Raw genomic sequence first — 26679 nt, 5'->3', positions numbered from 1 at the left:
CCCCGATGGACAACGACATCATCCTCTTCATCGTCGTCGCGACGGCGCTTGCGTTCGACTTCACGAACGGGTTCCACGACACGGCCAACGTCGTCGCGACGTCGATCTCGACGCGCGCGATGAAGCCGAAGGTCGCCGTCACGATGGCCGCGATCCTGAACTTCATCGGCGCGTTCCTGTCGTTGGAGGTCGCGACCACGATCGCGAACAACATCGTCGACCAGGCCGACGTGACCACGACGATCGTCTTCGCCGGCCTCGTCGGAGCGATCGTCTGGAACCTCGTCACGTGGTACTTCGGGCTGCCGTCGAGCAGCTCGCACGCGCTCATCGGCGGCGTCGTCGGCGCGATGCTGGTCGCGGTCGGGACGGGCGCGATCCACGGCGACGGGATCGTCTCGAAGGTGCTCGTGCCGGCGCTGATCGCGCCGCTGCTCGCGTTCTCCGCGGCCGGGCTGGCGATCCTCTGCTGCTACCGGATCGTCGGGCGATTGGCGCCCGGACCGGTCAGCCGGGGCTTCCGCGTCGGGCAGATATTCTCAGGCGGCCTGCTGGCGCTCGCGCACGGCACCAACGACGCGCAGAAGACGATGGGCATCATCACGCTCGCGCTGATCGCGAACGGCAACCTCGGCAGCGATGCCGAGGTCCCGATGTGGGTCGTCGTCTCGGCCGCGACCGCGATCGCGCTCGGCACCTACATGGGCGGCTGGCGGATCATCAAGACGATGGGCAGCCGCATCATCAAGATGGACGCCGCCCAGGGCTTCGCCGCGCAGGGCGCCGGCTCCGCGGTGATCCTCGCCGCGACGCACTTCGGCTACCCGCTCTCGACGACGCACACGATCTCCGGTGCCGTGATGGGCGCCGGCGCGGCGAAGCGGCTGTCGGCCGTGCGCTGGGGCGTCGCGGGCAACATCCTCGTCGCGTGGGTGCTGACGCTGCCTTGCTCGGCGCTCGTCGGCGGGCTCGTCTACGCCGTCACGCACCTCTTCGGCGACGGAGCGCTCGGCCCGATCGTCGTCGCGGCGGCCGGCGTCGCGTTCGTGCTGTTCATGTTCATCCGCCGCCTGCAGAAGGGCGCGGCGATCACCACGACGGCGGAGAGCAACGCATGAGCCCGCTCGGAATCGCCCCGCTGGCGGCGAAGATCGTCGACTGGGGCCAGCTGCTGGAGGTCGTCGAGGCCGGCCTGATCGCCGGCGTCGGCATCTCGGTCGCGTTCTCGCTCGTGATCCTCGGGACCGTGCGAGCGAGCGAGGCGCAGCAGCAGTCGCGCACCGTGGCGCTCGTCGGCTACGGCGCACTCGCGATCGTGGCGGTCGCGGTCTGCATCGGCGCCGTCATCTTCGGCGTCAGCACGATGCTGACGAAGTAGCCGCGCGCTGCGCGCACGCCGTCTGGACGTTCTCGCTCGCACCTCAAGCGAGAGCGTCAGCCTGCCGACAACCGGGGAGACGTTTCACCCGTTGGATGACCTCGGAGGTTCCCCCATGACGCGACGCATCGTCGCGCTGCTCGGCGTGCTCGGAACGCTTGCCGCGATCGGCGCCGTCGGTCCCGTCTCTTCCGCCAGCGCGTTCGCCTGGAAGGACGAGTGCTACATAATGGCGCACAATGGGACGGCCTCGACGGCTCGTCTCGTGTCGTTCCTGCCCGGGCCGCCGATACCCGGCACGTCGCCGGCGATCATCGGCGTCTACATCGCGACGGGTCTCCAGCCGGGGAAGACGGGGATGCTCCTCAACAACACCGGCACGCCTGTCACGTGGGGCTGCCACGGCGCGATCGTCTACGCCACCCACGCCGGGACGCTCAGCTGCTCCTACAGCGCCCCGACCCGCGGCGGCAACAGCTTCGGCTGCAACGGCGTCAGCCACCAGACCAGATGGCGCTATGACGACGACGACATATACGTCGACCTGCTCTTCAACGGTCCCGCGCCGACCGTCTTCCCGCGCTCGGCCGCCTTCTCCGCCAACGCGTCAGCAGCCGCGACGGCGCCCGCTCCCGGCAGCTCGCCGGCGAAGACGCGCGTCGCGAGACAGGCCGTCCTGCGGAGCCGCGACCTGCCTGGCGGCGGCTGGACCAAGACGACCGACATCGCGAGAGCGGGCCTCCTCGGCCGCCTCTGGACCGCGGGCGACCTGCCGGAGAGATGTTCCAAGGACAAGGACGACGGGACGACGCCGCCCGGCGCATCGGGGTCGCTGTTCGTGCGCAACGGCGGACGGGAAGCTGCTGGCTCCCTCGTCGTCGTCGAGAAGAGCGCCGCGGACGCGAAGCGGAACCTCGCCGACGCGATGTCGCCGCACAGCGTCGGCTGCCTCGCGTCGCTGATGCGCTCCTCCGACGCGAGAGAGAAGACCAGAACGGACACGACGGCGACGGTCAGACCGCTCCCGAACGCGGGCTTCCCGGCCGGCGCGAAGGCGTACCGGGTCACGGTCGGCAGCCGCGCCGGCGGCAAGGCCGGCAAGCCGGCGTACCTCGATGTCGTCGCGACCCGCGATGGCGAGACGTGGGCGCTGTTCGTCTTCTTCGACGGGACCGGGCGGCCGTTCGACGACACGCACGCCGCGGTCCTGGACGTCGACGACCGGATCGACTGACGGCGGATCCCGCGCCGGTCGGCTGGTCGCCAGGCGCGGGACGCCTCGGCTAGCCGCCCGTCGCGGGAGCCGGGAACGGCAGCCACGTCTGCGGGGCGAGCGTGCTCAGCGCGCTCGCCTGCACGCCGTCGTCGGAGAGCGTGAAGAGGCGCTCGCCGACGACGACGGCGCGGCGCACGGCCGCCGCATGGCGGGTAACACGGCCGACCTCGGCGATCGCGTCGCGGTCGACGCGGAAGCCGGCGGCGACGGCACTGCCGCTCCCGTCGGAGCCCACTTCGCCGCCGCTCAGCGGCATGACGGCGAGCTTGGTCGCCGGCCACCAGAGGAAGGCGTGGTGGTCCCACTCCGCCTCGCTGGTCGCGTTCTCGCCGAGGTCACGCTGCTGGAGCCGTCGCGGTCTGGCGGGGTCGGATACGTCGAAGAGCGACAGCTGGGCGCCCTTCAGGCGGCCTTCGGCGGTCGCGTCCTGGCCGACGCCGAGCAGCAGGCCGTCGCCGAGCGGGTGCAGATAGGCCGAGTAGCCGAGGATCTTCAGCTCGCCGGTGACGCGCGGCTGGGCGGGGTCGGAGAGGTCGACGGTGTAGAGCGGGTCGGTCTGACGGAACGTGACGACGTAGCAGGTCGGGCCGAGGAAGCGGACCGCACGGATCTCCTCCCCTCTGCCGAGGCCGCCGACCTGCCCGAGGCGGTGCAGCGAGCCGTCGCCGGCGCTGAGCGTCGTGACGAAGCTCTCGCTGCGCGTCGTGTCGCCGCCGCCTTCCGTCGTCGTCGCTGCGCGCAGGACGCCGTCGTGCTCGGAGAGCGCGAACTGTGAGAGCAGGTGACCGGGGACGGTCCCGCTGGCGCGGTAGTCGGTGCGGCCGGGCTGCGAGGCGTCGAAGCGGTGGATCGTCGTGGAGGAGTCGGCGGTCGGGTTCCAGCGCTGCGTCGCGACGTACAGCGAGGCCGGCGAGGCGTAGACCGTCTGCGCGTCGGTCATCAGCGCATCGGCGTCGATCGCCGGCAGCCCTCTCGCGAGGTCGATCGTGAGGACGGTCAGCAGCCCGCCACCGGAGAACGCCGCCAGCCGCCGCACCTGCCGGCAGCCGACGAGGCTGCGCGTGCGCCCGGCGGCTCTGGCACCGCGTCTGCGGCGCGTGTCTCCCCTGCGGTGCGCGCCGCTGCTGCCGCGACCGCGCGCGAGCGTCGCGCGCGGGATCCAGCCGGCGAGCTTGCGCCGGGCGGCCGGCTGGGCGTAGTACGGCGGCGAGGAGGAGACGACGACGCGCGCCGTCGCTCCGGTCAGACGCGCGCTGACGGGCGTCGCCTCGAAGCTGAGCGTGCGGGTGACACGCATCGCCGCCGGGTCGCGCACGTCCAGCTCGGTCAGGATCGTCGTCGGCGGCCCGGCGGGCATCATGTCGGGCGCGACCATGCTGGCGCGTGCGCCGGCGCCGGCGGCCCGCGCGGCGCGACCGCTCCGCTCCAGCGCGACCGGCAGCGGCACGACCGAGCGCGGTCCTTCGGAGATCACGAGCGCGCGGCCGTCGTGGAGGAGCAGTTCGTGCCCGCCTCCGTCGGGGAGCCGCAGCGACCCGACGATCCGCGGCGTCGCGGCGCGCGCGTCGACGGCGTACAGCGTGGAGCCCGCGACCGCGAACAGCGTCGTCCCGTCGGTCTTGACGATGTCCGGCTCGTCGACGCCCGCTTCCTGCACGTTGGTCGCGGAGCTGTCCGACGGCGCGTCGCCCGTGCCCGGTGCGCTCTGCGCCTCCGGCGCGGGGGTGGTCGTCGGCCCGAACGGGATCCGCGCGACCGGCGGCACGCTCTTCGTATGCCGCGCCGCGTAGCGCACGAGCGCGGAGCACGACTGGAACGCGCGCAGCCGCGGTCTGGCTCTGGCCGCCGCCGCGCTCGGCGCCGGCTGTCCGCTCGCCGTCAGCGTGCCGCTCGCCGCCGCGCTCGACGCCGCGGCGCGCACCGCTGCGCTCGGCACCGCCGGCCCGCCCGCCGCCGCCTCCGCAGCCGCCTCCGATCCACCGGCCGCGGCCGCGCCGGCCGGCGCTCCGATCGCTGCTGCCAGCGCGATCGCCACGACCGTCGCCCCCGTCGTCCGCCGTGTCATGCGGACAAGGCTAGCGCTGCGGCGCGTCGTACTCGATCGACTTCAGCACTCTCGCCGGCGCGCCGGCGGCGATGCTGAACGCGGGGATGTCGCTCGTCACGACGGAGTTCGCGCCGATCACGGCCCGCTCGCCGATCGTCACGCCGCTCGTGATCACGACGTTCGCCCCGCACCAGACGTTGTCGCCGATCCGCGTCGGCCCCTTCGTCGTGAAGCCCTGCCACGGGACCGGCTTGGCGGGATCGTCGAAGCGGTGGTTGCCGTCGGTCACGAAGCAGCCGTTGGCGAACATGCAGTGGTCGCCGATCTCGACCAGCTCCAGCGCGGCGACCATCACGCCGAGGTTGAGGAACGTGCCGGCGCCGATCCGGATCCGCGCCTCGCCGGGCGCCGTCAGCCAGACGCCGGGCTCGAACATCGCGCCCGCACCGACCTCCAGCCGCCCCTGCTCGAACGCCTCCAGCACGTCGCCGTGCAGTGGCCAGCGCGCGAACGCCTCCCGCCGCAACAGGTGCCAGTGGATCCGCGCGCGGTTCCACGGCAGCTCGTTGCGCTGGTACCAGCGCCACTTCTGCGCCCACAGGCGCGCCTGCCGTGCGAGGTCGTTCACGCTGTCTACGCCGCCGCGGCGACCTTGCGCGGGCGGCGTCTTCTCGCGGCCGGTCTCGCCGCCACGATCGCCGCGCGATCGGCCAGCAGCGGCTTCAAGAACGAGCCGGTGACCGAGTCGGGCGTCGCGACGATCTGCTCCGGCGTGCCGGCGCCGAGCAGCTGCCCGCCCTCGTCGCCGCCCTCCGGCCCCATCTCGACGAGCTGGTCGGCCGTCTTGATGACGTCGAGGTTGTGCTCGATCACGACGACCGAGTTGCCCTGGTCGACGAGCCGCTGCAGCACCTCCAGCAGTCTCTGGATGTCGGCGAAGTGGAGGCCGGTCGTCGGCTCGTCGAGGATGTAGAGCGTCTTGCCGGTCGCGACCTTCGCCAGCTCGGCCGCCAGCTTGACGCGCTGCGCCTCGCCGCCGGAGAGCGTCGTCGCCGGCTGCCCGAGCCGCATGTAGTCGAGCCCGACGTCGTGCAGCGTCTGGACCCGCCGCCGGATCTTCGGGATGTGCTCGAAGAAGTCGAGCGCCTCCTCGATCGGCATCTCCAGCACCTCGGCGATGTTCTTGCCCTTGAAGCGCACTTCCAGCGTCTCGCGGTTGTAGCGCTTGCCGTGGCACTGCTCGCACGGGACGTAGACGTCCGGCAGGAAGTGCATCTCGATCTTGATCTGGCCGTCGCCCCTGCAGACCTCGCAGCGGCCGCCCTTGACGTTGAACGAGAAGCGGCCCTGTCTGTAGCCGCGCACCCTCGCCTCCGGCGTCTTGGAGAAGAGGTCGCGGATCTGGTCGAACAGACCGATGTACGTCGCCGGGTTCGAGCGAGGCGTGCGGCCGATCGGCGACTGGTCGACCTGGATGATCTTGTCGAGCTGGTCGAGCCCCGTGATGCGGCGGTGCGAGCCCGGTCGCTGCTTGGCTCGGTGCAGCCTGTTCGCGACGGCCTTGTAGAGGATCTCGTTGACGAGCGTCGACTTGCCCGAGCCCGACACTCCTGTCACGGCCGTGAACGTCCCGAGCGGGACCTTGACCGTGACGTCCTTCAGGTTGTGCTGCGTCGCGCCCTCGATCGTCACGTGGCCGCTCGGCTTGCGGCGCCTGGCGGGTATCTCGATCCGCCGCGTGCCCGCGAGGAACTGGCCGGTCGCGGAGTCGGGGTTCGCCTCCACCTCGGCGGCCGTCCCCTCCGCGACGACGTGCCCGCCGTGCTCGCCCGCGCCGGGGCCCATGTCGATCACGTGGTCGGCGGCGCGCATCGTGCCCTCGTCGTGCTCGACGACGAGCACCGTGTTACCGAGGTCGCGCAGCCGCTCCAGCGTCCCGATCAGCTTCTCGTTGTCGCGCTGGTGCAGGCCGATCGACGGCTCGTCGAGGATGTAGAGGACGCCGACGAGCGACGAGCCGATCTGCGTCGCGAGCCGGATCCGCTGCGCCTCCCCGCCGGACAGCGTCGCCGCCGCGCGGTCCATCGACAGGTAGCCGACGCCGACGTTCTCCAAGAACGCCAGCCGCTCCTCGATCTCGCGCAGGATCAGCTTCGCGATCCGCCGCTCCTGGTCGCTCAGCTGGAGGTCCTTGACCCACGCGAGCGCGCGCCGCGCCGGCATGTGCGTGTAGTCGTGGATCGCCGTCCCGCCGACCAGCACGGCCCTCGCCTCCGGTCGCAGCCGCGCGCCTCTGCACTCCGGGCACGGCACGACCGACATGTACTCCTCGATTCTCTCCCGCGCCCACTCGGAGTCGGTCTCGCGGTAGCGCCGCTCGAGGTTCGGCACGATCCCCTCGAAGCTCGTCGTGTACGAGCGCGTGCGGCCGAAGCGGTTTCTGTACTGGATGTGGACTCTCTCGCCGTTGGTCCCGTACAGGAAGAAGTCCTGCGCGTCCTGGCCCAGGTCCGCCCACGGCGTGTCGAGGTCGACGTGGTACCGCTCCGATATCGACTGCGTCAGCTGCTCGTAGTAGTTCGACGCGCTCGCCGACCACGGCGCGATCGCGCCCTCGCCGATCGACAGCGACGGATCGGGGACGACCAGCTCAGGGTCGATCTCCATCTGCGAGCCGAGCCCGGTGCAGCGCGGGCAGGCGCCGTGGGGCGCGTTGAACGAGAACAGGCGCGGCTCGAGCTCCGGCATCGAGATGCCGCATTCGAGGCAGGCGAACTTCTCCGAGTACGTCCGCACCTCGCCGCCGTCGACCAGCTCGACCTCGACGATCCCGTCCGCGAGCGCGACCGCCGTCTCGATCGAGTCGGCGAGCCGCTTGCGCAGCTCCGACTTCATCACGAGCCGGTCGACGACGACGGAGATGTCGTGTCTGTACTTCTTGTCGAGTCTGATCTCCTCGTCGAGCCGCCGCAGCTCGCCGTCGATCTTCACGCGCGTGAAGCCCTCCGCGCGCAGCTCCTCCAGCTGTCTGCCGTACTCGCCCTTGCGCCCGCGCACGATCGGCGCGAGCACCATGAAGCGGGTGCCGTCCTCGAGGTCCATCACCTGGTCGATGATCTGCTCGGCCGACTGGCCGGCGATCGCTCTCCCGCATCTCGGACAGTGTGGATGACCGATCCGGGCCCACAACAGACGCAGGTAGTCGTAGATCTCGGTGACCGTGCCGACCGTCGAGCGCGGGTTGCGCGACGTCGTCTTCTGATCGATCGAGATCGCCGGCGACAAGCCCTCGATCGAGTCGACGTCCGGCTTGTCCATCTGCCCCAGGAACTGGCGCGCGTAGGCCGACAGCGACTCGACGTAGCGGCGCTGGCCCTCGGCGTAGATCGTGTCGAAGGCGAGGCTCGACTTGCCCGAGCCCGACAGGCCCGTGATGACCACGAGCGCGTTCCGCGGCATCGCGACCGTGACGTCTTTGAGGTTGTGCTCGCGGGCGCCGGAGACGACGAGCTGATCGGATGGCGGCATTGCGGATCACTATAGAAGGGCGAACGGACGTTCGCATTCGCGAGCGCGCCCTCGACATCCGTCCCCTGGCGCGTCCGCGCGCTTGCGCGCAGACGCATCCGTGCCGATCAGCTGGGCGATGCCGAACCTGCTGCTGCGCCACCAGGACGACCATCGCCTCTGCCAGCTCGTGCGAGCGGGGCGTGAGGACGCGTTCGAGGTGCTCGTGCGACGCTACCGGCGGCCGCTCCTGCGCCACTGCGAGCGCGTGGTCGGGGCCGATCGCGCCGAGGACGTGCTGCAGCAGACGCTGCTGAACGCCCATCGCGGCATCGAGCGAGGCGACGACGTCGGCGCGGTCGGGCCGTGGCTGCACCGGATCGCGCACAACGCCGCCGTGTCCGCGCTGCGGTCGCTGCGGCCTGCCGTCGAGCCGCTCGAAGCCGCCGAGCGCGCCGGAGCGGCGGTCGAGTCGGCAGCCGACGCGGCCGAGCGGCGCGAGCGGCTGCGCGAGACCGTCGCGTCGGTCCAGAGACTTCCGCCGCGGCAGCGGGAGGCGATCCTGCTGCAGGTCGGCGAGCACCGCAGCTACGAGCAGATCGCGGCCGAGCTGGGGCTCACGCCCGGTGCGGTGCGGCAGCTGCTGAACCGCGCGCGCGGGACGCTGCGCCGGGGCGTGACGGCCGTGACGCCGTTCGATCTCGTGCTGCGCTGGGGTGCGCCGGAGGCCGAGGTCGCCGGCGCCGTGGGCGCGCTCGGCGCGGCCGGCTCGGCCGGTGCGGTTGGTGCGGTCGGCGCAGCGGCCGGCGGGGCCGGCCTCGTCGCCAAGGGCGCGGCCGTCGTCGTGCTGGTCGGGGCGGGCGGCGTGGCTGCCACCTCGGCGGCGCGCGACCAGCGTCCGCCGGAGCGTCCGGCGCACGCCGCGGTCTCGGCGGGCGGCGCGCTCGGCACCCCGGCGGCGTTCGCGCTGCCGAGCGGCGGTGCGGGCCGGCCGGTGGGCGGCGTGGTGGGCGGTGGCGCTGAGCGAGACGGTGCCGGGCGGGATCGCGCCGGGCGGCGTTCTGCCGGGCGTGACGGGAGCGGTCCGCTCGCGGATCGGCCGGCCGGAGGTCATCCACCCGCGGGCGGCGGATCGCCGGGCGGGACCGGCTCGCCGGGCGGGAGTTCACCCGGCGGCGGCTCTCCCGGCGGCGGCTTCCCCGGCGGGAGCGGCTTCCCCGGCGGGAGCGGCTCCCCCGGCGGGAGCGGCTCCCCCGGCGCGAGCGGATCGCCCGGCGGTGGGTTGCCGCCCACGGGCGGCGCTCCCGGGACAGGCCCGGCGGATCCCACGCCCAGCGGCAGAGGCGCGCCCACACCCGAGCGGCCGCGCGAACCGAGCGACGCCGACGAGCACGACGAGCCGGACGACGCCGCCGATGCCACGCCGCCCGACCGCGACGAGACGGACGACCCGCCGGCCCCGCCGAGCGCGCCGGAACCTCCCGACGCCGACGATCCGCCCGACGTTCCCGCCGCCGAGGAGCCGGAGCCGGCGGACGAGCAGCCGTCGCGCCCGGAACCCGACGACGACGTCGCGGCAGACGTTCCTGACGATGATTGACGTCACCCTGCGTGATCTTCGCGCGTCCGCTGCGTCCTACCTCGTGACAGCACACTCGAACGGGCAACCCGGATCGCGAGATCCGGGGCGCAAAGACCGGGGCCTCACGCAGGCCGCCGGTCCGCCGAAAGGACGTCAGATGTCACCAGCTCACCAGTGCGCGCGCCCCAAGCGGCGTGCGCTCGCCGCCGCAGCGCTCGCCGCCGCAGCCACAGCCGTCGCCGGGCCCGCCGCAGCGGAGGCCGACGCCGCCCGCACGAACGGAGACGCCGGAGCCGTCCGGGTCGCCGGCACCGTCGTCGCGAAGGACGCCGCGCGCGGGACGGTCGTGACGGCGAGCCGCACCGGAACGGTCACGACGCTGCGAACGGCGAGCGCAGCGCGCTACCGCGTCGGCCAGCGGATCGCCGCGCGCGCGAGCGCACGCCCTGACGGCACGTACGCCGCGTCCGGAGCGGTGACGCACCGGCGCGGAACCGCGACGAGTGCCCGCGTCCGCGCGACGCTCGTTCAGCGGGCCGGAGGCCGGTACCTCGTCTCGGCGGGCAGCAGCACGTTCGCGATCCGCACGCGCGGCCGGACAGGCACCACCGCCGCCGCGGCACGGGCGCCGCAGGTCGGCGACGTCGTCGTGGCCGACGTCAGGCTCGGCGCCGCCGGCCCGACGGAGACACGGATCACCCAGGTCGGTGAGGCCGCGATGCTGGAGCTGGAGGGCATCTTCCTCGGCGCCTCCGACGACGTCGTCCGGATCGCCGTCGCCCGTCGCGGCGAGATCGCGATCGCGGTGCCGACAGACGTGCAGGTGTCGGCGAGAGCCGGTGACGAGGTCGAGGCGCTCGTGTCCGTCGGCGACGGCGGCACGTTCACGCTCGTCGCGCTGACGCGCGAGGACGACGAGGACGAGGAGGCCGGAGCGGGCGGAGGCGAGAACGGCGGTGGCGGCGAGGACGGCAGCGGCGGTGGCGCCGACCACGAGCCCGGCACCACGGACGACGACGACCGTGGGATCGACTTCGATGCCGAGGACGGCGAGGTCGAGATCGAGGGCACGATCAGCGCGCTTGCAGCGACGGCCGTGACGGTCACCGCCGGTCCTGACGCGTCGGTCACGTGCGCCGTTCCCGCCAGTGTCTCGGTGAGCGCCTTCGCCGTCGGCGACGAAGTCGAGATGGAGTGCCGCGTCGTTGAGGGCAGAACGTTTGAACTGGTCTCGATCGAGTCCGAGCGCGCCGAGGTCGATGCCGACGACGACGAGGCGGACGACGACGACCAGGCCGACGATCCCGACGACGAAGAGGACGCGGACGAGGACGACTGAACCCACGCGAACCAGCTCGGCGCTGTCCCCGTTCCCCTACCCTCGCCGGTCATGCGACAGCTTGCGCCTGACGTCTGGCAGCTCGACGGCTTCCCGGCGAACAGCATCAACGCGTATGTGATCGGGGACGTGCTGATCGACTCCGGCGCACCGCATGACCGGCGACGCGTGCTGAAGCAGGTGCGCGAGCGTCCGATCTCGGCGCATGCGCTCACGCACGCCCACTTCGACCACTACGGCGGCAGCCATGCGGTCTGCGCGCAGCTTGGGATCCCGCTCTGGTGCGGCGCGAATGACGTCGCGGCCGTCGAGGCCGGCAAGCAGATCGGGCTCGGCTTCCGGATGGCTCCCGGGCTCGGCGCGCAGGCGCATCCGGTCGCCAGAGCGCTCAGAGAGGGTGACGAGGTAACCGGCTTCACGATCCTCGACACGCCCGGCCACGCACCGGGACACGTCTCCTATTGGCGCGAGTCCGACCGCGTGCTGCTGTGCGGCGACGTGATGTGGGGCTACAACCCCTTCCTGCTGCGCGGCGCGATCCGCGAGCCGTACCCGGCGCTCAGCCCCGATCCCGAGCGCAACCGCATGTCGGCGCGGCGGCTCGCCGCGCTGGAGCCGGCGCTCGTGCTGTTCGGCCACGGGCCGCCGCTGCGCGACCCCGCGCGCTTCGCCGCCGCGGTGGCGAAGCTCCCGAACCGCTGACGCCCGCCGCCACCCCCGTTAGGGTCTCCACCACGATGTCGCGGACCGATGTCACGTTCGACTCGTGGGGCGATCGCTGCGCCGCGTGGCTGTACGTGCCCGACGAGGCGGTGGGCACGACGGATCCGCGCGGGCTCGCGTGCGTCGTGATGGCGCACGGCTTCGCCGGCGTGCGAGAGGCGCGGCTGGACGCCTTCGCCGAGCGGTTCGCGTCTGCCGGGCTGGCGGTGCTGCTGTTCGACTACCGCGGCTTCGGCGCCAGCGAGGGCGAGCCACGGCAACTGCTGTCGATCCCCCGCCAGCTCGCCGACTGGGCCGCCGCGATCGCCTACGCGCGGACGCTCGACGGCGTCGACCCCGAGCGGATCGCCGCGTGGGGCACGTCGTTCTCCGGCGGGCACGTGGTCGCGACCGCAGCGCGCGACCGGCGGCTCGCCGCGGCGATAGCGCAAGCGCCGTTCGCCGACGGCGTCCGGCAGGTGCTCGCGCTGCCGGTTCCGCTGGCGCTGCGGCTCACGGTCGCGGCGCTGCGCGACGAGCTGGGCGCGCTCGCGGGCTCCGCGCCGCACACCGTTCCGGCGGTCGGACCACCGGGCTCGACCGCCGTGATGAACTCGCCGGACGCCGACCCCGGCTACCGCGCGATCGTGCCGGCCGGCTCGGCCTGGCGCAACGAGGTCGCGGCGCGCGTGTGCGCTCGCGTGATCGCCTACCGGCCCGTCCGCCGAGCGCACGACGTCCGCTGCCCGCTGCTCGTCGCCGTCTGCGACGACGACCAGGTCACGCCGCCGGACGTCGCCGTCAAGCTGGCGCGCGACGCGCCGCGCGGCGAACTGGTCCGCTACGCCGGCGCCGGCCATTTCGACATCTACCTCGGTGAGACGTTCGAGCGCGCGGTCGCCGACCAGATCGCCTTCCTCACCCAGCACCTGCTGGCCGCGCCGGCGCCGCTGCCGGCGCCGGTCGCGTCCTGACTGACGACTCCCGGCGGCGTCAGCCCTCGACGGTCGCGTACACCTCGTCGAGCAGCGCCGCGCGGTCGGCGACGTCGAAGTTCTCGGCGAGGTAGCGGTCCGTCTCCTCGCGCGGCGTCCCGCTGAGCGCCATGTCGAGCGCGACCAGCCGGGCGCTCTCGTCGCCGGCATCGGCAGGCGCGGATGCGGCGGAAGCCGACAAGGCCTCGCTGGCCGGGGCGGCCGCAGCCGCGGCCGGGCCGTCGGGATCGGGCACGAGGCGGTCGCGCTCGGCGAGCGCGTCATCGGCGTGGCCGTTGGCCGAGGCGTGCGGCGCGTCGGGGTCCTCGACGGCGAGCGGCTCGTCGCCCAGCGCCGGCGGCGGGACGGCGTCGGCCGGCTCGGGCTCGAAGCGCGGGCGACCGGCGACGGACGCCAGCTCGCCGAGGTTGCCCTCCAGCAGCTGGAGGTCGGCGTGGACGCGATGGGCGCCGGTGCGGAGCGTGTCGAGCAGCGTGTTCAGCTCGCCCTGCATCGCGTCGACGCGCTGCAGCAGCGCCGAGGTCGCCTCCGCGACTCTGCCGACGTAGTCGTGCGCGTGGGTGTTGGCGTCCTCGCGCGTGCGCTTCGCCTCCGCGCTCGCGTCGTCGCGGATCTCGCGCGCCTCGTCCTCGGCCTGGCGCGTGATCTCGCCCGCGCTCGCCTCCGCCGCGGCGATCACCGCGCGGACCTGCTCGCTCGCCGTCGAGGCGACCGTCTCGGTCCGCTGCCGCGCGGAGCGCTTGAGCCCGTCGACCTCGTCGGCGACGTCGCGCAGGTGCGTGTCGACCGCCTCGGGGTCGTACCCGCGACGACCGATGGGGAAGTCCTTCTTCTCGATGCTCTGGCGGTCGAGGGCCACGCGGGCGCACCTCCGTCGGGGATGGGAAAACGGCCGCTGCGAAGCGTATCGAGCGGGCACTGCGGCCTACGGCAGGCGGACCGCGGCGCCGTCGCGGACGACGAGCCCGTCGCGCGCGAGGCCGGCGAGTGCGCGCTCGATCCGCTCGGCGGCGATCCCGCGCGGCAGCTCCTCGCCCGCCGCGAGCGCCGCGACGATCCGCCCGCGGACGAAGCGGTCGGTCTCCTCGAAGCGCTGCGCGCCACGGGCGCGTCTGGCCGGTGGCGGTGGGAGCGGGCGCCCGCGCGACCGGCAGCCGGTGACGGGGCACGCGTCGCAGCCGGGCGAGCGGGCGGTGCAGACGGTCGCGCCCAGCTCCATCATCGCCTGGTTCCAGTCGGCCGCACGGCCGGCGGGCAGCAGCTCAGCCGCGCGCGCCGCGAGCGGGCGCGGCGTGCGGTGAGCGCGGTCGACGCGCTCGATCACGCGTCTGACGTTGGTGTCGACGGCGGCGACCTGCTCGCCGAACGCGAACGAGGCGACCGCCGCGGCCGTGTACGGCCCGATCCCCGGCAACGCTCGCAGCCCCTCCGCGGCGCGCGGCCAGCCGTCGCGCGCGACAGCGCGAGCACATGCCTGCAGCGCGAGCGCGCGACGGTTGTAGCCGAGGCCGCTCCACAGTCGCAGGACGTCGGCGGTCGGCGCGGAGCCGAGCGCGACCTCGTCCGGGAAGCGCTCCAGGAACGCCTCGTAGTAGGGGACCACACGCGCGACCTGCGTCTGCTGGAGCATCACCTCCGAGACGAGGATGCGATACGGATCTGTCGTCCGCCGCCACGGCAGGTCGCGTCGGACCGCGCCGTACCAGGAGAGGATCGCGTCAGCGTCGACCGGCACGCCGCGCACGCTACCGCGCGCGGCGGGCGGGAAGCGGCGCGGCGGGAGCCGCGTGGCGGGCGCGAGCGGCAGCGCGCGGACCGCCCGGGCGTGGACGGCGCGCCCGCGACCCCTCAGCTCGTCGGCGTCTTGGCGGCGGTGCGCTGGTCGGCGAGCGCGATGTCGAAGTCGCGGCGGAGCGTCTTGATCTCGTCGCGGAGGGTCGCGGCGTACTCGAACCGCAGCTCCTCGGCGGCCCGCAGCATCTCTTCCTCGATCTCGATGATCGCCTTCTCCAGCTCCGCCGGCGTGCGCTGCTTGCCGGCGTCGAGCTTGAGGCGGCGTCTGCGGCCCTTCGGCACCTTCGACTCCGCCTGCAGGAACTCGGCGATGTCCGAGATGCCCTTGATGATCGACTCGGGCGTGATGCCGTGCTCTCTGTTGTAGGCGAGCTGGATCTCGCGGCGACGCTCGGTCTCCTCCAGCGCGATGCGCATCGCCTTCGTCTCCTTATCGGCGTACATCACGACCGTGCCGTCGACGTTGCGGGCCGCGCGGCCGATCGTCTGGATCAGGGAGGTCGCCCCGCGCAGGAAGCCCTCCTTGTCGGCGTCGAGGATCGCGACGAGCGAGACCTCCGGCAGGTCGAGGCCCTCGCGCAGGAGGTTGACGCCGACGAGCACGTCGTACTCGCCGAGCCGCAGCTCGCGGATGATCTGGATCCGCTCGATCGTGTCGACCTCCGAGTGGAGGTAGCGGACCTTGAAGCCCATCTCCAGCAGATAGCCGGTCAGGTCCTCCGACATTCTCTTCGTGAGCGTCGTCACCAGCGTGCGCTCGTCGCGCTCGACGCGGACCTTGATCTCGTTCATCAGGTCGTCGATCTGGTTTCTCGTCTCGCGCACGTCGATCTTCGGGTCGATGATCCCCGTCGGGCGGACGATCTGCTCGACGATCCGCGGCGAGTGCGTGCGCTCGTATTCGCCGGGCGTGGCGGACACGAACACGACCTGCGGCGTGATCGAGAGGAACTCCTCGAATCTCTGCGGCCGGTTGTCGAGCGCGCTCGGGAGCCGGAAGCCGTAGTCGATCAGCGTCTGCTTGCGCGAGCGGTCACCCTCGAACATGCCGCCGATCTGCGGCACCGTCTGATGCGACTCGTCGATGAAGCAAACGAAATCCTCCGGGAAGAAGTCGATCAGGCAGAAGGGACGGTCGCCCTTTCTGCGGCCGTCGAGTATCCGCGAGTAGTTCTCGATGCCCGAGCAGAAGCCCATCTCGCGCAGCATCTCCATGTCGTACTGCGTGCGCTGGCGCAGGCGGTGCGACTCCAGCAGCTTGCCTTCTCTCTCCAGCTGCGCGCAGCGCTCGTTCAGCTCGCGGCCGATCTCGGTGACCGCATCGGCGATCTCCTCCTGATCGACGTTGTAGTGCGACGCCGGCCAGACCGCGGCGAACTCGAGGTCCTCGTCGATCAGCTCGCCGGTCAGCGGGTCGAACTGCTGGACCTCCTCGACGTCGTCGCCGAACAGCGTCGCGCGGTACGCGGACTCCGCGTAGGCCGGGAAGACCTCCAGCGTCTCACCCCGCACGCGGAAGTTGCCGCGCTGCAGCACCGTGTCGTTGCGCGTGTATTGGATCGACACCAGCTTGCGCAGCACCTCGTCGCGGTCGACCGTCGCCCCTCTTCTGAGGATCAGCATGTTGCGGTCGTACTTCTCCGGCGAGCCGAGGCCGTAGATGCACGAGACGCTGGCGACGACGATCACGTCCTTGCGCGCGAACAGGCTGGCCGTCGCGGCGTGGCGCAGGCGCTCGATCTCGGAGTTGATCGCCGAGTCCTTCTCGATGTACAGGTCCCGGCTCGGGACGTACGCCTCCGGCTGGTAGTAGTCGTAGTACGAGACGAAGTACTCGACCGCGTTGTCGGGGAAGTACGTGCGAAACTCATTGCAGAGCTGCGCGGCGAGCGTCTTGTTGTGCGCGATGATCAGTGCCGGCCGCTGGACCGCCTCGATCGTCGCGGCCATCGTCATCGTCTTGCCCGTGCCGGTGGCGCCGAGCAGCGTCATGTAGCGGTCTCTCGCCTCGATCCCCTCGGCCAGCGAGGCGATCGCGCTCGGCTGGTCCGCGGTCGGAGCGTAGGTGGAGTCGAGACGGAAGGGCGGCATGGAGCAACGACGATAGCGGGCGCCCCGGACGAACGTGTGTTCGTCTAGCGCCGGATCCCCAGCTCCCCCGGGTACGTCTGCGCGTAGTCACGTCTCGCCTCGCGCACGCGGTCGACGTACTCGCGCGTCTCGGCGAACGGGATGTCCGCCTCGGTGAACCGCTCGCCGCGCGCTCTCGCCTCGGAGAGCCACTGCTCGACGTTGCCGATCCCGCCGTTGTAGGCGGCGAGCGCCAGCACCTCGTCGCCCTCGTAGTGGTCCAGCAGGTACCGCAGGTACCAGCTGCCGTAGGCGATGTTGACCGCCGGCGTCGAGAGGTCCTCGATCGTGAACGCGGTGCCGCCGGATCTGTCGGCGATGAATCTCGCCGTCTCGGGCATCAGCTGCATCAGCCCGAGCGCGCCGGCCGGCGACGTCTGGTCGACGAACTTCGACTCCGCGTAGATGACGCCGGCGATCAGCGCCGGGTCGAGTCGCTTCTCGGTGGCCTGCGTGCGGATCTCGGACTCGTGGTTGAGCGGCAGCGTGAGGTCCCGCACGGTCGATCTGAACAGCGGCGCGAGCACCGCCGCGCCGAGCGCGAGCGCGCCGACGAGCGCCACGAACAGGAACGCGCGCCGGCGCCGCTGCGCAGCGCGCTGGGCGGCTCGGCGGCGCGCCACCGAGACCTGTGCGGTCGACGGGCTCATCCGTTCAGCTTCGCAAGGACGTCCGACAGTTTCCTGTCGAGGTCCTCGATCGACCCGTCGTTGACGACGACGTACGTCGCCCGGGACGCCTTCTGCTCCTGCGTCAGCTGCCGCGACGTCCGCTCGGCGACGGCCGCGTGACCGCGTGCGCCGGCGCGCTCGGCCCGCAGCGCCTCGGGCGCGACGATCGCGAGCGTCGCGTCGTACGCCGCGTCCATGCCGGCCTCGAACAGCAGCGGCGTCTCGACGACCGCGGCGGGCGGCGGCGGCTCCTGCGCGACCACCTGCTCGCGCCAGGCGGCGACGCGCGCGCCGACACGGGGCCACAGCACGCCCTCCAGCCACGCCCGCTCCTCGGGCGCGGCGAAGGCGTGCGCGGCGACGGCGGCACGGTCGACCGTGCCGCCGGGCGCGACCGCCCCGCCCCAGCGCGCGACGACGAGGTCGCGCACTTCGGGCGAGGCGTACAGCTCGTGCACGACCGCGTCGGTCGACAGCACGGCCGCGCCGAGGCGCTCGAGCGCCTCCAGCGCGGTGGACTTCCCGGCGGCGATGCCGCCGGTCAGTCCGATGACGGGAACGCGCGGTGGCGCGATCGGTCCGCTACGCCTGCGGCGTCTCGTCGTCGCCGGCGGCCTCAGCCTCCGGCTCGGCGGGCGCGTCCGGCTCGGCGGCGGCGTCGGCCTCAGCGGCCTCCGGCTCAGCGGCAGCCTCCGGCTCAGCGGCAGCCTCCGGCTCAGCGGCAGCCTCCGGCTCGGCAGCGGCCTCCGGCTCAGCGGCGGCCTCCGGCTCGGCAGCGGCCTCCGGTGCGGCGACCTCGACCTCGGGATCCTCGGCGGCGACGGGCGCCTCCTCGGCGATCGCGGCCTCCTCGGCTGCGGCCTCGGCCTCCTGCACCTCGGCGACGACCTCAGGCGAGTCCGGCGCGGCGTCGGCGGCCGGAGCCTCCGGCGTCGCACCCTCGGCGAAGACGTCCTCCGACAGGCCCAGCTCCGGCACGTTGTCGTAGCCGGTGTCCTCGGCGACCGCGCCCTCCGCTCCGTCCTCGCCCTCCAGGCTGCGGACGGGCAGGATCTGGCCCTCGACCCGCTTGATCGAGAGCGAGAGCCGGCGGCGCTCGGAGTCGATCTCGAGGATCTTGACCTTCACCTCGTCGTTGGGCTGGATGATCTCGCGCGGGTTCTCGACGTGGTGCTGCGCCAGCTCCGAGATGTGCACGAGGCCCTCGACGCCGTCGAGGATCTCGACGAACGCGCCGAACGTGACGACCTTCGTGACTCTGCCTTCGAGCTCGTCACCGACGTTGTAGGTGTCGACGACGCGCTGCCACGGGTCCTCCTGGGTCTGCTTGAGACCGAGGGAGATGCGCTGGCGGTCGCGGTCGATGTCGAGCACCTTCACGCTCACCGTGTCGCCGATCGAGAGGATCTCGCTCGGGTGGTTGACGTGCGACCACGACAGCTCGGAGATGTGGATCAGGCCGTCGATCCCGTCGAGGTCGACGAACGCGCCGAAGTCGACGATGTTCGAGATCGTGCCCTCGACGATCATGCCCGGCTGCAGGCGGTCGAGGATCCGCTCGCGGTCCTCTCTGCGCTGCTCCTCCAGCACCGCGCGGCGCGAGAGGACGACATTGTTCCTTGAACGGTTCAGCTCGATGACTCTGCACTCGATCGTCTGACCGAGGTACTCGTCCAGGTGCGGCACGCGGCGGATGTCGACGAGCGAGGCGGGCAGGAAGCCGCGGACCCCGAGGTCGATGATCAGGCCGCCCTTGACGACCTCGATGACGGTGCCGTCGACGGGCTCGCCGGACTCGGCGGCAGCCTCGATGCGACGCCACGCCTTCTCGAAGCGCGCACGCTTCTTCGAGAGGATCAGCCGGCCGTCCTGGTCCTCCTTCGTGAGGACGAGCGCGTCGACCTCCTCGCCCATCTCGACTTCGTCCTTCGGGTCGACCGACTTGCGGATCGACAGCTCGTTGGACGGGATGACGCCTTCGGACTTGTAGCCGATGTCGACGAGGACTTCGTCCTTGTCGATGCGGACGACGTGGCCGGTGACGACGTCGCCCTCCTCGAATGGAGTGAGCGTCGCGTCGTAGTTCGGGACGATCTGGCCGTCGATCTCGAGCAGAAGGCCATCGGAGCCCTCCACGATCGTGGCGGTGGGCTGGACGTCGGTAGTGGACATAGGGGAACCGGTAGGGAACAGAAAGGTCAGCCGCAAGAGGTTACCGGAGTCACCGTGACGCCGGGGAGCGGCGACGCCGGGCGCCGGACCGCCGCGCGAGGCCCGTAGAATCCCCGCCCATGGCCAAGCGTGCAACCAAGCGCGGAGCGGAGCGGACTCCCCTCTCCCGCGACGCCGACGTCCTGATCTGCGGCGCCAGCTTCGCCGGACTCGCGGTCGCCCGCGAGCTGGCCGGCTCGGGCGCGCGGGTGCTGATGATCGACCGCTACGAGGTCGGCGAGCGCCAGACCTCCGCGTGCGCCGCGCCGACCGACTGGCTGCGCAACCTCGGCCTGATGGACGCGCACCGGCAGACCTTCCGGGAGCTGGTGATCCACACGCCGCACGTCAGCGTCCGCTACGACCTGCCGTGGAGCTTCTCGACGTTCGACTACAGAGAGATCTGCGCGCTGCTGCAGGAGCAGGGCGACGCCGACTTCGAGATCGCGAAGGTCGACGGGCGCACGGGCGACACGGTCCACACCGACCGCGGCGACCTGACCTCCCCGCTGATCGTCGACGGGCTCGGCTGGCGCCGGATCCTCGGCGCGGGCGAGAACGTCCAGCCGCCGGACGCGCTGCTCTCGCGCGGGCTGGAGGTCCACCCGAGAGGCAGCAACGACGACCTCGAGATCTGGATCGACCGCTCCTACGTCCCGGCCGGCTACGGCTGGAGCTTCCCCGCGCGCGACGAGGTGCGGATCGGGATCGGCTCGTTCGACCCGCGCTTCCACGTCAAGGACCCGACGCTGAAGCTGACGGCGGATCTGAACCAGTCGCCGGACGGCTTCCAGGGCAACTGGATCCCGCACGCGCTGCGGCCTGCGACCGACGACGGCGTCTTCATGGTCGGCGATTCGGCCGGGCACTGCCTGCCGCTGACGGCCGAGGGGATCCGCACCGCGCTCTACTTCGGCCTCGCCTGCGGGCGCGAGCTGCGCACCGTCGTCGACGGCGGCCAGTCACGCGATCAGGCGCTGGCGCGCTACCACGCCTTCAGCGCCGGCCACAGATTCGCGTTCGACTCGATGCTGAAGGTCCAGCGGCTGATCCCGAGAGTCCCGCCGAAGCTGCTCGCCCCCGCGCTGCGCGCGATGGGGACCAAGCGCTTCGTCGACTGGTCGTTCGGTCACTACCTCAAGATCGCGCCGCCCGAGTACGCGCTCGGCGGCCCGCACGGCACCCGCTTCGCCTCAGCAGGTGGCGGCGAGAGCGCCGCCACGCCAGCAGTCGCCGCGGCCTAGCGGGCGCGCCTAGAACCCGCGCCGCTCGCGCGCCTGGATCAGGCGCGGGTCGCGTGCGCGGCGGCGCGCGTCGAGCGCGGCGTGGACGACCCACAGGACCGACAGGACGATCACCGCGACGGTGAGCGCGACGACCTCGCCGGAGCCGAACGCCCCGAGCGCGAGGAAGAAGACGTACGCGACGATCACGCCCGCCGCGATCGCCCAGAACGCCTGCGTGAGGCCGCGACCGGTCGCGGCCAGACGCGGATGCCCATCACCGACGTGCAGATGCGCCACGAGACCCCTCCTCTTCTCTCCAACTTCGTGCCGTTTGTTGCGTACCCGGCCCGGCGCCGGTCGACACGGAGCCGGTCAGCCGGCGCCGCCGGCGCCGGGCGTGCCGAGCGCCCGCCAGCGGGCGTGGCGGGCGGCGAGCCGCTCGGCGTCGTCACGCGCGAGCAGCGCCGCCAGCTCCCTCTCGACGACGGCGGCGAGCCGCGTGACGAACTGCCGCGGCTGCTCGTGCGCCGGCTGCGGCTCGGGCACGACGGCGTCCGCGATGCCGGCCCGCTCGAGCTGCCACGAGGCGCCGCCCTGCGCCGCCGCCAGCTCCGGCGCGTGGTCGAGGTCGCGGTAGAGGATCGCCGAGGCGCCCTCCGGCGCGATCACGCCGAGCGACGCGTGCTCGGCGCAGACGATCCGGTCGGCGACGAGCAGCGCGAGCGCGCCGCCGCTGCCGCCCTCGCCGATCAGCAGCGCCAGCGTCGGCACCGGCAGCCCGCTCAGCTCCGCGAGGCAGGCGGCGATCTCGCCGGCCAGCCCGCCGCGCTCGGCGCCGGCGCTCAGCTCCGCTCCGGGCGTGTCGACGAGCGTCACGAGCGGCAGCCGCAGCTCGGCCGCGAGCGCCATCGCCCGCCGCGCCTTGCGGAAGCCGGCCGGTCCGAGCGCCGGCGGCGTCCCGTCGGGCGCGCGCCGCTGCGCGATCAGGACGGCCGGAATCCCGCAGATGCGCGCGAGCGCGGCGAAGCAGCCGGGATCGTCGGGCCGGCCGGTGCGGTCCCCGCGCAGCTCGGTCACGTCGCTCGCGATCGCGTCCAGCAGCTCGCGAGCCCCGGGCCGGCGCCTGTCCCGCGCAAACCCCAGCGACGCCCACGCGTCGCGCGCACTCGGCGGAGCGAGGAGTGTCGGATCGGCCACCGTGACGGTGGTCGAATCGCCATTCCTCCGAGGCCCGGGCCGAGCCACAGCGAGCACCCGCGCGACGGCGGAGCGCACCGCGGAGGGCTCCACCACCACGTCCACCAACCCCTGCGACAGCAGCGTCTCGGACGTCTGGACCCCGGCGGGCAGCGCCGTTCCCGTCAGCAGCTCGACGACGCGCGGGCCGGCGAAGCCGAGCAGCGCCCCGGGCAGCGCGAAGGTGACAGTCCCGAGCGAGCCCCACGAGGCGAGCACGCCGCCGGTCGTCGGATCGGTCAGGCAGACGACGTACGGCAGTCCGGCCGCGCGCAGCCGCCGCGCGGACGCCGCCAGCTTCGCCATCTGCACGAGCGCGAGCGTCCCCTCCTGCATCCGCGAGCCGCCCGACGCCGGCAGCGCCACCAGCGGCAGCCGATCCGCGAGCGCCCGCTCGAACGCGCGCGCTACCCGCTCCCCCGTCGCGACGCCGATCGAGCCGCCGAGGAAGCCGAACTCGCCGGCGACGAGCACCGCCGGGCGGCCGGCCACGAGCGCGCGACCGGTCAGCACCGACTCGGCGAGCCCGGTGCGCGAGCGCGCCGCCTCCAGTCGCGAGCGGTAGGAGCGAACGTCCGCGAACGCGAGCGGGTCGTCGGAGACGACGACCTCGTCCCACGGCTCGAACGTCCCCTCGTCGGCGACCAGCGCGACCCGATCCCATGCGCTGCCGAGGCGACCCACGGGCGGATCGTAGGGGGTCAGGGCGGCGGCAGGTCGAGCTTGGCGGGCGGGTCGCCGTCCGGCGGCGCCGGCGGTTCGGGGCGCTCGACGCCGGGCGGCAGCTCGACCGCGACCGCCTGGCGGTAGTCCCACCACTCGCGCAGCGCGATCTGGATCGACGCCGCGACCGGGATCGCCAGCAGCGCGCCGACGATCCCGAACAGCGTCGCCCCGAACAGCACCGAGACGAGCACCGCGAACGCGTGGATCTCGACCGCACGTCTCTGGATCTGCGGCTGGATCACGTTGTTCTCGATCTGCTGGTAGGCGATCGCCCAGATGACCCACACGATCGTCGCGACGGGGAAGTCGTGGAACGCCGTCACGATCCCGACGAGCACGGCCGCGATCGTCGCGCCGACGAGCGGGATCAGGTCGAACAGCGCCGTCAGCACCGCCAGCGGCGCCGCGAACGGGACGCCGAGGATCGTCAGCACGACGAACGTCGTGACGCCGGCTATCGTCGCCTGCAGCAGCGCCCCGCCGACGTAGTTGCCGACCGCGATCCCGATCCGGTCGACGGCGCGTCTGATCCGCGGCACGTGCTCCGGTCTCGCGAAGCCGATCGCGAGGTCGACCCATCGTCGCCCGCTCGCGACCATGAAGATGCTGAGGATCAGGATGTTGAAGGCGGCGAACAGCGAGCCGACGATCGTCCCGCCGACGTCGGAGAGCGTCGAGGCCGCGTCGTCGAGGTGGTTCGGCAGCTCCTCGGCTCTCTCTCTGAGTCTGTCGACGATGTCGTACTGCCTGTCGAGGTCCTTCAGGCGCTCGTTGTTGTTGACCCACTCCTGCAGGTCGTTGACGTAGCCGGGGACGTCGTCGGCGAGGTTCGTCGCCTCCTCCACCAGCGGCGGGATCACGATCGCGGCGATCCCGATCGGGATCGCGATCAGCCCGAGGTACGCGAGCAGGATCGCGATGCCGCGCGGCATCTTCCGGCTCATCAAGTTGACCGGCCCCGACAGCGCGACGGCGATGAACGTCGCGATCACGATCCACGACAGCGGCGTGCGCAGGCGATAAACGAGGTAGAGCACGCCGAGGATCACCAGCACGATCACGACGGTGCGCGCGATCGTGCGCGCGCCGAGGTCGATGCTGGGACGCGGCGGTTCGGGCGGGGGCGGTGGAGGCGGTGGCGGAGGTGCGGCTGGCAGGATCGGCGGCGAGCCGCTCACTTCGCGTCCAGCCAGTTCGGGCCGATGCCCGCGTCGACGACGAGCGGCGGGTCGAGCTCCAGCGCGTCGACCATCTGCGGGACGACGAGGTCGCGTGCCTGCTCGGCCTCCTCCGCAGGCCCTTCGAACAGCAGCTCGTCGTGGATCTGGAGGATCAGTCTCGTGCGCAGGCCGGAGGCGTGCAGCGCGCGGTCGGCGTTGACCATCGCGAGCTTGATCACGTCGGCGGCGGTGCCCTGGATCACGGTGTTGACGGCGAGCCGCTCGCCGAGCTGGCGCATCTGGTAATTGCGCGCCCGCAGCTCGGGGATCTGCCGGCGCCGCCCCATCAGCGTCGTCACGTAACCCTGGTCGGTCGCCTGCTCGATCGTCGTTCTGATGAACGCCTGGACGGCCGGGAAGCCGTCGAGGTAGCGGTCGATGAACTCCTGCGCCTCCTCGCGCGGGATCTGCAGGCGGTCGGCGAGGCCGAAGGCCGAGAGGCCGTAGACGATGCCGTAGTTGACCATCTTCGCCTTCGAGCGCGAGCCGGCGTCGAGCTGCTCAGGGTCGATGCCGAGGATCGCGGCGGCGGTCGCGGTGTGGACGTCCTCGCCGCGGCGGAAGATCTCCTTCAGCACCTCCTCGCCGGCGATGTGCGCGAGCACGCGCAGCTCGACCTGGGAGTAGTCGGCGGAGATGAGGACGTTGCCGGGCTCGGCGACGAAGCAGGCGCGGATCTCGCGACCGAGCGGGGTGCGGATCGGGATGTTCTGCAGGTTCGGGTTCGTCGAGGAGAGGCGGCCGGTCGCGGCCGTCACCTGGTTGAACGTCGTGTGCAGCCGGTGGTCCTCGGGCGAGATCAGCAGCGGCAGCGCGTCGAGGTAGGTCGAGGCGAGCTTCGTCAGCTCGCGCCAGCGCTCGATCTTCTCGATCACCGGGTGCTCGCCGCGGATCGCCTGCAGCACGCGGGCGTCCGTCGAGTAGCCGGTCTTGCCGCGTCTCTTTCTCGACAGGCCGAGCTTCTCGAACAGGATCTGGCCGAGCTGCTGCGGGGAGCCGATCATGAACTCCTCGCCGGTCAGCTCCCAGATCTCGCGTTCGAGCGCGACGGCCTCGTCCATCACGCGCGTGCGGATCGTCGCCAGCAGCTCCGTGTCGAGCCTCAGCCCTGCCGTCTCCATCGCGCGCAGCACGCGCACGAGCGGCAGCTCGACGTCGTCGAACAGCGGCAGCAGCTCGCGCTCCTCCAGCTGCGGGCGCTGCGCGGCGGTGAGCGCGTGGACGAGGATCGCGTCGGCTGCCGCGGCGTCCTCGACGTCGGTCCCGATGCCGCGCTCCTCGGTCAGCTCGTCGAGCGGGTAGCTGCGGCGGGCGGGTTCGAGCAGGTAGGCGGCGATCAGGGTGTCGTGCGCGAGCGTCGCGGGGACCTCGCGCAGTGCCTTCGCGTCGTGCGCGAGCGCTGGCCGCTCGCCGATCGCTGCGGCGAGCACCTCCGGCCCGGCGTCGCCCCCGCACTCTCCCGCGAGCGCGTCCTGCCCGGCGTAGGCGCCGAAGCGCCACGCGTCGCTCTCGCCGAACAGCGCGTCGTCGGGCTTCTCGGGCTCGCGCGCGGCGAGCGCGATCTCGCCGCCGGCGGGAGCCAGCGACGCAAGGTCCGCCACCGCGCCGGTCCGCAGCTTCGCGCCGATCGCCCGCTCGGCCTGCGGGCGCGGCGCAGCCTCGTCGCCGTCGCCGAGCGCCTCCTCCAGCCGCCGCAGCGGGTCGCGCAGCTCGAACTCGCGGAACGTCTCGCGCAGTCTCGAGCGGTCGGGCTCGGCGCCGTGGACGGCGGCGACGTCGATCGCGACCTCGAGGTCGCGCCGCATCGTCGCGAGCTGCTTGCTGACGCGTGCGTCCTCGGCGTGCTCGATCAGGTTCTCGCGCCGCTTTCTCGCTCTGATCGTGTGCGCGTTCGCGAGCACGCCCTCGAGGTCGCCGAAGTCGTTCAGCAGCTGCGCGGCGGTCTTGTCGCCGATCCCGGGGACGCCGGGGATGTTGTCGGACGTGTCGCCCTTGAGGCCGATGAAGTCGGGGACCAGCTCGGGCGGGATCCCGTAGCGGTCGATGACGCCCTGGCGGTCGTACGTTCTCGTCTCGGTGATGCCGCGCGAGGTCGCCATGATCTGCACGCCCTCGTCGACGAGCTGGAACGAGTCGCGGTCGCCGGTCACGACCATCACCGGGATGCCCGCGGCCTTCGCGCGCTCGGCGAGCGTCGCGATCACGTCGTCTGCCTCGTAGCCGTCGAGCGAGACGTTCTGATATCCGAACGACTCGACCAGCGGCTCGAGGTGCGGCCACTGCTGCTTGAACAGGTCCGGGCGCGAGGAGCGCTGCGCCTTGTACTCGGGATACACCTCTCTGCGACCGGAGTGGCCGCGGTCCCACGCGACGATCGTCGCTCTCGGGCCGTACTCGGTGAGGATCTTCACCAGCATCGAGGCGAAGCCGAAGATCGCGTTCGTCGGGAAGCCGGTCGAGGTCGCGATCGACTCCGGCAACGCGAAGAAGGCGCGGTACGCGAGCGAGTTCCCATCGATCAGGAACAGCTCGTCCGGCTTGTCGGGGGCGGCGGCCACGGCGACACAGAGTAGGGACCACAGCGGCGTGGAAGCCGTTCCCCGTATCATTCCGCATGGTGGAACTCGCAGACCGAACAG

At 72.3% G+C, this 26679-nt stretch carries 21 protein-coding genes; 8 read left to right on the top strand and 13 right to left on the bottom strand.

What is annotated here, in order from left to right; all coding sequences use genetic code 11:
• The first annotated feature begins 5 nt into the window (after positions 1 to 5).
• The 3 genes from CWOE_RS14400 to CWOE_RS14390 all read left to right on the top strand — a co-directional run bounded on the left by CWOE_RS14400 (position 6) and on the right by CWOE_RS14390 (position 2612).
• A complete protein-coding gene (locus tag CWOE_RS14400) occupies positions 6 to 1118 on the top strand; it encodes an inorganic phosphate transporter (RefSeq protein WP_012934357.1) in 1113 nt (370 codons plus the stop codon).
• Positions 1115 to 1378 carry a hypothetical protein gene (locus tag CWOE_RS14395; protein ID WP_012934356.1) on the top strand — a complete coding sequence of 88 codons (264 nt, stop codon included), beginning with the start codon at positions 1115 to 1117 and terminating at the stop codon, positions 1376 to 1378. Before CWOE_RS14400 ends, CWOE_RS14395 begins: the two co-directional genes overlap by 4 nt.
• Positions 1379 to 1493: 115 nt before the next feature.
• On the top strand, positions 1494 to 2612 hold the full coding sequence (locus CWOE_RS14390) for a hypothetical protein (protein ID WP_012934355.1): 1119 nt from the start codon (positions 1494 to 1496) through the stop codon (positions 2610 to 2612).
• Between the two features lie 49 nt (positions 2613 to 2661).
• Here the strand turns inward: CWOE_RS14390 and CWOE_RS14385 are convergent, their stop codons facing one another.
• Genes CWOE_RS14385 through uvrA form a run of 3 tightly spaced genes read right to left on the bottom strand, consistent with a single transcriptional unit; the run spans position 2662 to position 8229 of the window.
• On the bottom strand, positions 2662 to 4719 hold the full coding sequence (locus tag CWOE_RS14385; protein WP_012934354.1) for a beta-propeller domain-containing protein: 2058 nt from the start codon (positions 4717 to 4719) through the stop codon (positions 2662 to 2664).
• 10 nt (positions 4720 to 4729) lie between these two features.
• Complete coding sequence (locus tag CWOE_RS14380) at positions 4730 to 5329, bottom strand: acyltransferase (RefSeq protein WP_012934353.1); 600 nt, start codon at positions 5327 to 5329, stop codon at positions 4730 to 4732.
• Positions 5330 to 5334: 5 nt separating this feature from the next.
• Positions 5335 to 8229 carry an excinuclease ABC subunit UvrA gene (gene uvrA, locus CWOE_RS14375; protein WP_012934352.1) on the bottom strand — a complete coding sequence of 965 codons (2895 nt, stop codon included), beginning with the start codon at positions 8227 to 8229 and terminating at the stop codon, positions 5335 to 5337.
• A gap of 100 nt (positions 8230 to 8329) precedes the next feature.
• Here uvrA and CWOE_RS14370 point away from each other — a divergent pair, with 100 nt between their 5' ends.
• From CWOE_RS14370 to CWOE_RS14355, 4 genes are all read left to right on the top strand, one after another.
• Entirely contained in the window at positions 8330 to 9808 is a 1479-nt protein-coding gene (locus tag CWOE_RS14370; RefSeq protein WP_148261020.1) for an RNA polymerase sigma factor, read from the top strand.
• Positions 9809 to 9947: 139 nt separating this feature from the next.
• A complete protein-coding gene (locus tag CWOE_RS14365; RefSeq protein WP_012934350.1) occupies positions 9948 to 11129 on the top strand; it encodes a hypothetical protein in 1182 nt (393 codons plus the stop codon).
• Between the two features lie 51 nt (positions 11130 to 11180).
• Entirely contained in the window at positions 11181 to 11831 is a 651-nt protein-coding gene (locus tag CWOE_RS14360; RefSeq protein WP_012934349.1) for an MBL fold metallo-hydrolase, read from the top strand.
• Positions 11832 to 11866: 35 nt separating this feature from the next.
• Positions 11867 to 12805, top strand: a complete 939-nt coding sequence (locus CWOE_RS14355) for an alpha/beta hydrolase (RefSeq protein ID WP_012934348.1) — start codon at positions 11867 to 11869, stop codon at positions 12803 to 12805.
• A 19-nt stretch (positions 12806 to 12824) separates the two neighbouring features.
• Here the strand turns inward: CWOE_RS14355 and CWOE_RS14350 are convergent, their stop codons facing one another.
• The 6 genes from CWOE_RS14350 to rpsA form a co-directional block, all read right to left on the bottom strand.
• The gene (locus CWOE_RS14350; protein ID WP_012934347.1) at positions 12825 to 13685 is read right to left on the bottom strand and encodes a DivIVA domain-containing protein; all 861 of its coding nucleotides are present in this window, start codon (positions 13683 to 13685) and stop codon (positions 12825 to 12827) included.
• 66 nt (positions 13686 to 13751) lie between these two features.
• Positions 13752 to 14570: an A/G-specific adenine glycosylase gene (locus CWOE_RS14345; RefSeq protein WP_012934346.1), complete on the bottom strand. Its 819-nt coding sequence runs from the start codon at positions 14568 to 14570 to the stop codon at positions 13752 to 13754.
• Positions 14571 to 14674: 104 nt separating this feature from the next.
• Positions 14675 to 16711 carry an excinuclease ABC subunit UvrB gene (gene uvrB / locus CWOE_RS14340; protein WP_012934345.1) on the bottom strand — a complete coding sequence of 679 codons (2037 nt, stop codon included), beginning with the start codon at positions 16709 to 16711 and terminating at the stop codon, positions 14675 to 14677.
• A gap of 44 nt (positions 16712 to 16755) precedes the next feature.
• A complete protein-coding gene (locus tag CWOE_RS14335) occupies positions 16756 to 17400 on the bottom strand; it encodes a lytic transglycosylase domain-containing protein (protein WP_012934344.1) in 645 nt (214 codons plus the stop codon).
• Positions 17397 to 17966: a dephospho-CoA kinase gene (gene coaE / locus CWOE_RS14330; RefSeq protein WP_268869662.1), complete on the bottom strand. Its 570-nt coding sequence runs from the start codon at positions 17964 to 17966 to the stop codon at positions 17397 to 17399. The genes CWOE_RS14335 and coaE overlap by 4 nt, the downstream gene beginning before the upstream one ends.
• A 37-nt stretch (positions 17967 to 18003) precedes the next feature.
• Positions 18004 to 19593, bottom strand: coding sequence for a 30S ribosomal protein S1 (gene rpsA, locus CWOE_RS14325; protein WP_012934342.1), 1590 nt, complete (start codon positions 19591 to 19593; stop codon positions 18004 to 18006).
• A 119-nt stretch (positions 19594 to 19712) separates the two neighbouring features.
• Here rpsA and CWOE_RS14320 point away from each other — a divergent pair, with 119 nt between their 5' ends.
• Positions 19713 to 20876 carry an NAD(P)/FAD-dependent oxidoreductase gene (locus CWOE_RS14320; RefSeq protein WP_012934341.1) on the top strand — a complete coding sequence of 388 codons (1164 nt, stop codon included), beginning with the start codon at positions 19713 to 19715 and terminating at the stop codon, positions 20874 to 20876.
• Between the two features lie 9 nt (positions 20877 to 20885).
• Here the strand turns inward: CWOE_RS14320 and CWOE_RS14315 are convergent, their stop codons facing one another.
• From CWOE_RS14315 to polA, 4 genes are all read right to left on the bottom strand, one after another.
• Positions 20886 to 21155, bottom strand: coding sequence for a hypothetical protein (locus CWOE_RS14315; protein WP_012934340.1), 270 nt, complete (start codon positions 21153 to 21155; stop codon positions 20886 to 20888).
• A 75-nt stretch (positions 21156 to 21230) separates the two neighbouring features.
• Positions 21231 to 22778 (bottom strand): carboxyl transferase domain-containing protein, encoded by a 1548-nt coding sequence (locus CWOE_RS14310; protein ID WP_012934339.1) that lies wholly within the window; start codon positions 22776 to 22778, stop codon positions 21231 to 21233.
• A 17-nt stretch (positions 22779 to 22795) separates the two neighbouring features.
• Positions 22796 to 23998, bottom strand: a complete 1203-nt coding sequence (locus tag CWOE_RS14305; protein ID WP_012934338.1) for an AI-2E family transporter — start codon at positions 23996 to 23998, stop codon at positions 22796 to 22798.
• Complete coding sequence (gene polA, locus CWOE_RS14300; protein ID WP_236262280.1) at positions 23995 to 26598, bottom strand: DNA polymerase I; 2604 nt, start codon at positions 26596 to 26598, stop codon at positions 23995 to 23997. Before polA ends, CWOE_RS14305 begins: the two co-directional genes overlap by 4 nt.
• Positions 26599 to 26679 lie beyond the last annotated feature (81 nt).

The organism is Conexibacter woesei DSM 14684, from assembly GCF_000025265.1.
Classification (GTDB): Bacteria; Actinomycetota; Thermoleophilia; order Solirubrobacterales; family Solirubrobacteraceae; genus Conexibacter; species Conexibacter woesei.
This window is presented reverse-complemented; position numbering and strand designations above follow the sequence as displayed.